Raw genomic sequence first — 7006 nt, 5'->3', positions numbered from 1 at the left:
GCGCTTCGACATGATGGAGACCATCTTCCTCAAAGAAGGAAGCGGCCCCAAACCCGTGACGATTCAAGAGGCCATGATCTTGGCGACGGTCTTCTCGGTGACCTTCTCACCGGCCTCACGTAGATCGGCGGTGATTCGTGGGGCACCGTAGGTGCCGTCGGATTCACGGTGATGGGCCACGATCTTGACTGCCAGGTCCGCCCGGCGCTGCGCCGCGGGTGTCAACACCCTCGACCGGCAGCGTTTCCGGTACTCGTAGTATCCGGACCTCGACACATTCAACAATCGCGCCATCCGCGCGACGTCCTCACCAGCAGCGCCGGTGAACGCATCAGCAGCGGCGCACTCTGCCATCAGCTCGAACCGGGCCGGTTCTGCTGCATCGCGGCAAAGTACGCCGAAGCTTTTTCAGGAACGCGATGTCTTTGTCCTGCTCGGCGACCTGCTTGCGCAACCGCAGCAACTCCGCCCGCTCCGCACCGGACAACGGCTGTTCACGATGCACCGCAGCAGCTTCCATGCGACGGCGTTCATCGGCGACCCATCGGCCCAGCAGGCTCTCGTGCACGCCGAGTTCTCTCGAGACCTCGGCGACCGTGCGACCGGAATCGATCACCCGATGAGCAGCCTCGACCTTGTACTCGGTCGTGAACGACCGACGTTTCCGAGACACAGGGACATCCTTCCGCAGGACAAACGATCCTGCTAACTCGGTGTCCACTACCCGGGGGGAGCCTCAAGCCAACAAATCGTGATTACCGCTCATCGATTGTTCCGTCGCAGCCGCGCGGCATCCATGGCGGTTGGCCAGCTACCGAAAGCGACAGCCCAACTACGGTGGACATAGGAGATAACACGACCGCGTAGGCAGCACAGGCAAACAGGATCTAGGACCAAAGCGGGGGGTAAACGGGGGGGCCAGACACAATAAATAGGTCAGGCCCGGTCTTCGACCGGGCCTGACCTCTATCAAGGCCGTATCGAGGCTCGCCGTCTCGGTATAGCCGTTCTCGGCGGCGATGGTGCACGCCAGGGCCATCGGTACTCCTGCGTTTCGCCATCGTTGCACGACGGCCCGCTCGACGGTGAGGGCATCAGTTCGGGACATCAGCCATAGGCACGGTCTGCCGTTCAGTTCGACCATCTCCCACCCGCGTCGGTAATGGGTTTTCAGTCGTGTCGACATCGCTCCAGCTACACCAACTTTGAGTGCATTGCGACGCTTGGACCGGATAAGGTATAGCGTGGTTGGGTCGCTGGCTCGCCGTTGCCGAGCGCAGTCGGGGCATCGTGTCTCGGTTTCGTCGTCCAGGTCGTAGTCGGTCGGCAAGAGCCAGCGCTCGGCGTGCGCGATGGAGCGTAGGGCTGCGACAGCAGCGCTGACTGCTGCTTTGTCCTTGCCATTGTGCATGCGGATCTTCACCTCTGCCTCACGGAACTCACGGCCACAAGCACCGCAACCCGCTAACCAAGCGATCAAATACCTTGCCATGTGTAACTCCCCCGCTTCCTTGGGCCTGACGTTCCCCGCTTCCACAAACCTCCTCTAGTAGTCCCGGGAGTCGGTCAGGTGCGGTCGGGATGGTCTTGCAGGGCTTGCCTGGCGAGGTGCAGGGGGATGGGGCGTGAGGTTCTTCCGTCCCAGACGAGGGGGTGCCCACACAGTCGGGCGCTGAGTGCACCGAGTTGGTCGGCTGTCCATTGTCCGTGGTCGAGGATGGTGAATTCGGTACAGGTCAATGCTGGCCATGGGGTGGCCAGGACGCGGGGATCCTCCTCGACCTCGAAGCGGGTTTTGCTGCCGCCCGCACGCACATTCGTGTTGAATGCTTGGTCGCTGCGGGATTGATTGACGAGGTAGTAGACGTCGCGGCGGGTGCTGGGCAGTTTGTGGAGTTTGGTGCTGACGCCGACGGACGGCCTCTCGGACGGGGTGCCGGTTGAGGGGCGCACGGGTTGGAACAGCTCGCCGTCGTCGTTGGTGATGACGCGGACCACGCCGATCGAACGGTCGTCGGCGTTGGCGAGCCCGAAGTGTGGGAGTCCGTCTGGGTTGTCGATGCCGAGGGTTCGGTTCGCCAGTCCCTGCCACAGGCTGCGGCATCCCACGCCGTTGAGGTAGAGGACCACTGGCAGATCGGGAAACTTCAGCAGCGCCTGGTCGAGTGCTCTGCGCACGTATGCCGCTGCATGCCGGTCGCGACTTGCCGATGTGGTCGAGGGGGCGAAGGGGCTGATTGTGGTGGCGTGGTGTTTGGTGGTGGTGAGCTGGTAGGGCTTCCATCCGCCTGCGTCGGGGTGGTATCCGAAGACTGTCCAGGGTTGGTCGTCGCCGTTGGTGACAGTGGCAGCGACGCTTATCATTCGGGTGGCGGGCTTCGTTTGGATTGCCGAGTAGACGCCGATCACCAGAACTGGGCCCCGGTTCAGCGGCTTGGTGAAGATAGCGCCTGGCAGGGTGCCGGTGAGCCCAGTGGCGCGGAGCAGATCCAGGACCGCAGCATCGCCCGGGTAGTCGTGCTTCCCGGGCTGGGGTGCGGTCCGGCGGTCCAGGAACTGGCTGCTGACGCCCATTACTGCAAACCCCCGGCGCAGTTGTCGCTTCGGGTCCTGACCGACCGGTTTCGCAGCAGCTCGCTGTTCGTCGCTCTGGGCAAGGACCGCACCTGTCCAGCCGGCAGGAACCTCCGTAGCGATTGCCTGGGCAAGCAGTGTACGGGTGGTGTTGTCTCCTGGTTCGAGTAGAACCTCGGGGGGCGCGGGGTGAAAGCGGACACGCAGCAGTCCTGGCAATATTTCGACCGGGTCTTCGGTACCTCGGAGCTGGTTTGCGTCGATATCGAGTGCATCGGCGAAAGCAGTAGCCGCACGGGCCTCCGCAGCATCGTCGGAAGCAAGAACTATCAAGTCCAGGCCCTTGTTGGACCGGCGAACAGTTTCGGTGAGACTGATCCGGTCCTTTGGGGTGTCGGGGTTCTTGCGTGCTTTATCGCTGCGATCTGGGGTCCGGATCTTGCTGTCCACCAGCGTCAGCGGCTCGGAGCCCGTAGGCAACGACGCGAGGGCGTGGTCCAGGACGGCATTGAGGAATTTCCGGCCCGGGCCCGGGCCGACCACATGGGTATCCGGGGTCTTCTCGAACTTGCCGCGGACCCGCTCCCAATCGCGAGTCAAGGTCTGGTCGTCGAGTTCCGGGATCCCGCGCACGCTGAAGGAGTCGACTAGATCGGCGACCCAGCCCTTGAGCTGATACCGCTTGGATTTTGCATTCCACTGCTTCCCACAGGTCAGTACCGCACGATTCGGATCGGTAGCAAGCCAGAGATTGCGGGTGAGGTGCATTCTGGTGGAGAGTCGGCTGACATGCGCGTCGATGCTCAGCAACGGGCCGGCCCAGCCTGGAGTGGTCGTGGCCTTCAGGCTCAGGTAATGCATAGCGGTGGGTTTTCCCTGCGCTGCATGGTTTCCGGGCAGCAGATCCTCCCAGGCGAGGAGGTTGCCCGCAGTGTCTGGCCGCAACCTCAGTGTACGACCTGACGGTAGATGGAGTGGTTGTGCTGCAATCGTCTCGGCTGCTTGCCAGGTGACGACGTCGTAGACCCAGCCTGGAAGGTCGGTTTCCCCGGTCGGTCCGACCGTCTCGAGGTAGTTACCGACCTGGATGGTCTCGGGATTCATGTCGGCCAGCAAGGGGGCGAGAGTGTTCTCGAATGGGAGCTTGTCACGGTCAGCGAGTTGACGCTCGAAGTGAGCGAACAGGCGGGAGGTCACTCCGTCGGGTATCTCTCGGCGGGTGAGGATCATCGTGCCGTCTGGACCACGCTGAATCGCAGCGAAGTCTCCGAGTACGAATCGCAGCGCTTGGGTCAGGTTCGTGTACGGGAGCCTCTTCGACGCCTCACCGCCGTTGTGGCGCCGCGACAGTTGTTCCCATGCGTCCGCCAGCTCCGGAGAGGTGTTGTAGCACAGCACCTTCCCGGCGATCTCCTCGGTGATGGGGAAGGCGAGGGTCTGCATCAGCGGTTCCTTGTCGTGGGCAAAGCGAAGCGAACGAAGGCGTCGAGGGTGGTGCCGTAGATCTGACGTACGGTGTCGATCTCTCCGAGTCTCTCCCAGCTGTGGTAGAGGTGTGTGAACAGGGCGTGGAAGCTGCTGCCGGGTGCGCTCCCGTCCGGGTTGAATGCGTTGTCCACCAGGTACAAGGTGGTATCGGTGCCGCCTCGGCGGGCGCGGCCGATCAGCTGGTTGAGGTCTCCGAACACGTCGGCGAACACCGCGACGCGCACGATTCTGGGTAGCCTGCTGAATGCGGGGTTGGCCCGGTTGATCAGCTCCAGGTGGGAGGCGGACAGTTCGTGTCGCTCGGCTAATTCCGCGGCTGGCTGGTCGGATGCGTCACGGCCGAGGAGAGCTTTGGCGCCTGTGTGAGCGACGAGTGCTGCGGGGCGATCGATGAGTTTGATCGGCCGGACGCATACCCAGATGGAGTCCAGTGCGGATTTGTTTTCGACCACGATGTTGAGGCCGCGGGCTACGCGAGCGAATGGCGAGATGAGCACGTCGGCGCCGGTGTTCGGGAAGTCCTTGAGCCGGTTGGCCGGCAGAACGTGCACGTCGCTGGGCAGCTCGAGCTGGTCGCGTCGTCCCTCCGAGGCTGCTGGGACTGCCAGGCAGACGCGCGAGCGGGCGGCTCCGGCGCGGATCAGTCCACGGGCCAGCTGTACTCCTTGGTTGTAGGAGTTGACGACCAGCAGGACGCGGGCCCTGGAGCGGCGTTGTGTGTCGGCATGGTTGTGCAGCCTGTCGAGGTGGTCTTCCAGTGTCTGCTGCCACAGGAAGAAGCCGAGTTGGTTCATCAGCTCGGGCTTGCGATGTTTGGGTGCGCCGGAGAAGACGATGCCTGTGCCGCCGAGCCCGGTGACGGCGCTGCTGCGGATTGTCACCTTGCCGGTGCCGTGGTCGGTGTGGTCCGGGTAGTACCACCGCACGGGGGCATGGACGTGCAAGGTCGGCGATTCCGGCAGGTAGGCCGTGGCCGACAGTGCCAGCACGATGCGTGGTGCTCCGGTCAGCGCGGCGGCGGTGGTGCGGCCGAGTTCGGCGGTGTAGACGTGGGGGTCGCCGGAGATTATCTCCGTGGTCAGTGTGCGGTCGTCGGTGCGGTCCGGATCACCGGTGGTCGCGAATCCGAAGACGGTCCGGCCGATCGGCCCTTCGGGAGTGGCCTGCCATGACGATCCGCGGTCCAGCGTCGCCTCGACCTCATCGGCAAGTCGCATGCCGGCGTCACGCATGAGTGGGAGTCGTTGTTCGAGCGAGGCGAGGTCGCGATGGATTTCGCCGAGGAACACCCGCCGGAGCATCAGCTCCGCGGTCTGCTCGACTTCTTGTACCTCCAGTTGCACAAGATGATTCCGGATCGCGTCGCGCCGATCCGCCAGCTGGTCACCTGATGGTTGCATCGAGACCGCGGCACGCAGTTCCTCACGCAGCACACCCCAACCTTCGGGAAGCGGCATCTTGGGTTCACGCTGATGAAACAGCGATTCGAAGCTGTCCAGTTGCGCGTCGGTCGGACGCTCGGTCCGTTCGTCGAGACCGCACAGTCGGCATGCCAGCAGGTTGTCCCATCGGCGCGGAATGTGCAGCCGTGGCCGGTGGCGGCTCCGGATGGGGTCGGCAGGGTCGATGAACTTGTGCACCACTGCGGCCAGGTAGCGTTCGGGGATGTAGTCCAGTCTCTTCATGATTCGCTGGAAGTCCAGCTCCAGCTCGGCGGGTACCGTGCCGGCGAAGACTTGTTCGCGCCGTTGACGATCCAACTTGCCCAGTAACAGGTCCTCGCTGTCACGCCGTGCGAGCACCAGTGTCCGTCCGGAGTTCTCCACAGCCTGGGCCTGGAACGCGTCGATCTCGTCGATCATCACGACATCAGCGCGCTGCAGCAGAAACTCTTGGACCGTTATCCGCGGCCGGGGACGCCCGTTCAGAGTCACCGGGACAGGAACAGATCCGCTCTGGAAGTAGGCGTGATTGGTGACGATCACCTTCGCCGACTCAGCAGCTCGGCGCCATGGTCGCCACTTTTCGCAGACACTGATCAGCGGGCACCGATAGCGTTGCTCCTCGTCAGGCACGCGCAGATTGGTGCACGGTTCCTGCCCGGGTTCCCACGGTGGCCCATCGATTACTGGTAGCAGACACGAATAGCCGAGGCGATCCCACGTCCGGCGAGGATCACCGGAAACCTCAGTCGCGTCGTTGGCGCGCTGTTCAGCGACCTCGATCAACCGACGAGGTGACATCAGCGCAACAACCTCGGCCTCGGATCCGACCGCGCGCAGGTCTCCTTCGATCTGCTCGGCCAACGCCAGGGTGTCCTCGACCCCTGGAGTCACCAGAAGCACCGAGTTCCCTTCACGCGCCAGAGACGAAGCTGCGACCCGCATAAAGATGCTCTTCCCGGAACCTGTCGGTGCCACGAGCAAGTTCAGCGGCCCGGCACGCAGATCGAGAGAACTCGCCGCCGAGTGGCTGGATGTCCGCAGCCCGGCAGCGAAGCCGTCGAGGACGTCGTACAGCGAGAATCCATGCGTTCCCGCGGCATCGATCTCCTTCGCGGCAATACGGAGAGTATCGAAGTCCAAAGTCAGCGCCGAGCGCTCCGGCGAGGGTGACAGGTGGATCGGCTCAATCCCCACCGGCACGTCGGGGACCAGGAAGGTGCCGGTCCGGAACTCCTGGCGACCGGAAGACGCACCCAGATAGACCGACGAGATATAGGTTTTGGGTCCGGGGGCAACAGGTGGCAGCCATTGCCGCTGCTGTGCCGCCTGTTCCAGCTCCTCCAGCGCTTCGGCGAGCACCTGGTCGGCAGGTATACCGCTCATCACCCGCAACAGGCTGTCGTTGTCTGTCCTTTCGTAGCGGATCAGTCTGCCGTGACGTAACGCCGAGTCGACCGAGATCCGGAACCCACTTTCGGTCGCCAACCGCCGTGGCCGAA

Annotated in this window: 4 protein-coding genes; all 4 read right to left on the bottom strand. The window is 63.5% G+C overall.

Annotated features, from left to right (window positions below; genetic code table 11):
* Positions 1–63: 63 nt before the first annotated feature.
* The 4 genes from IEY68_RS19360 to IEY68_RS19345 all read right to left on the bottom strand — a co-directional run bounded on the left by IEY68_RS19360 (position 64) and on the right by IEY68_RS19345 (position 6992).
* The gene (locus tag IEY68_RS19360; RefSeq protein ID WP_189094380.1) at positions 64–294 is read right to left on the bottom strand and encodes an IS3 family transposase; all 231 of its coding nucleotides are present in this window, start codon (positions 292–294) and stop codon (positions 64–66) included.
* A gap of 37 nt (positions 295–331) precedes the next feature.
* Positions 332–673, bottom strand: coding sequence for a transposase (locus tag IEY68_RS19355; RefSeq protein WP_189094379.1), 342 nt, complete (start codon positions 671–673; stop codon positions 332–334).
* An 893-nt stretch (positions 674–1566) separates the two neighbouring features.
* A complete protein-coding gene (locus IEY68_RS19350) occupies positions 1567–4017 on the bottom strand; it encodes an RNaseH domain-containing protein (RefSeq protein ID WP_062998602.1) in 2451 nt (816 codons plus the stop codon).
* Entirely contained in the window at positions 4017–6992 is a 2976-nt protein-coding gene (locus IEY68_RS19345; protein ID WP_189094378.1) for an ATP-dependent DNA helicase, read from the bottom strand. Before IEY68_RS19345 ends, IEY68_RS19350 begins: the two co-directional genes overlap by 1 nt.
* Positions 6993–7006: the final 14 nt, after the last annotated feature.

This window comes from Nocardia jinanensis, from assembly GCF_014645735.1.
GTDB lineage: Bacteria > Actinomycetota > Actinomycetes > Mycobacteriales > Mycobacteriaceae > Nocardia > Nocardia jinanensis.
This window is presented reverse-complemented; position numbering and strand designations above follow the sequence as displayed.

Bases quoted from the DNA above. Each gene is read 5' to 3' on its own strand.
- IEY68_RS19350 (WP_062998602.1), bottom strand. From the start codon at position 4,017: ATGCAGACCCTCGCCTTCCCCATCACCGAGGAGATCGCCGGGAAGGTG.
- IEY68_RS19360 (WP_189094380.1), bottom strand. From the start codon at position 294: ATGGCGCGATTGTTGAATGTGTCGAGGTCCGGATACTACGAGTACCGG.